1 protein-coding gene is annotated in these 441 nt (G+C 70.5%); it reads left to right on the top strand.

From position 1 onward, the window contains the following. The coding region (locus V6F91_RS27195; RefSeq protein WP_332769935.1) for an aldehyde dehydrogenase family protein at positions 1 to 441 on the top strand (441 nt) is incomplete at both ends.

The raw sequence follows: 441 nt of genomic DNA, 5'->3' as shown, positions 1-441 counted from the left end.
ATCCTCGATCATCCGGCGATCGCGGCGGTCAGCTTCGTCGGCTCGTCGGACATTGCGCATTATGTCTATCGCCGCGGCGTCGAGGCCGGGAAGCGCGTCCAGGCGATGGGCGGCGCCAAGAATCACGGCATCGTCATGCCCGATGCCGATCTCGACCAGGTGGTGGCGGACCTGTCCGGCGCCGCCTTCGGCTCGGCGGGCGAGCGCTGCATGGCGCTGCCGGTGGTGGTGCCGGTGGGCGACAAGACCGCCGATGCCCTGCGCGAGAAGCTGATCCCGGCGATCGCGGCGCTGCGGGTCGGCGTCTCCACCGATGCCGAGGCGCATTACGGCCCGGTGGTGAACGCCGCCCACAAGCAGCGCGTCGAGAACTGGATCCAGACGGGCGTGGACGAAGGCGCCGAGCTGGTGGTCGACGGGCGCGGCTTCCAGCTCCAGGGC

The organism is Pseudomonas koreensis, from assembly GCF_036668835.1.
GTDB lineage: Bacteria > Pseudomonadota > Gammaproteobacteria > Pseudomonadales > Pseudomonadaceae > Aquipseudomonas > Aquipseudomonas koreensis_I.
Note: the sequence above shows the minus strand (reverse complement) of the source record. Positions and strands in the feature narration are given on the sequence as shown.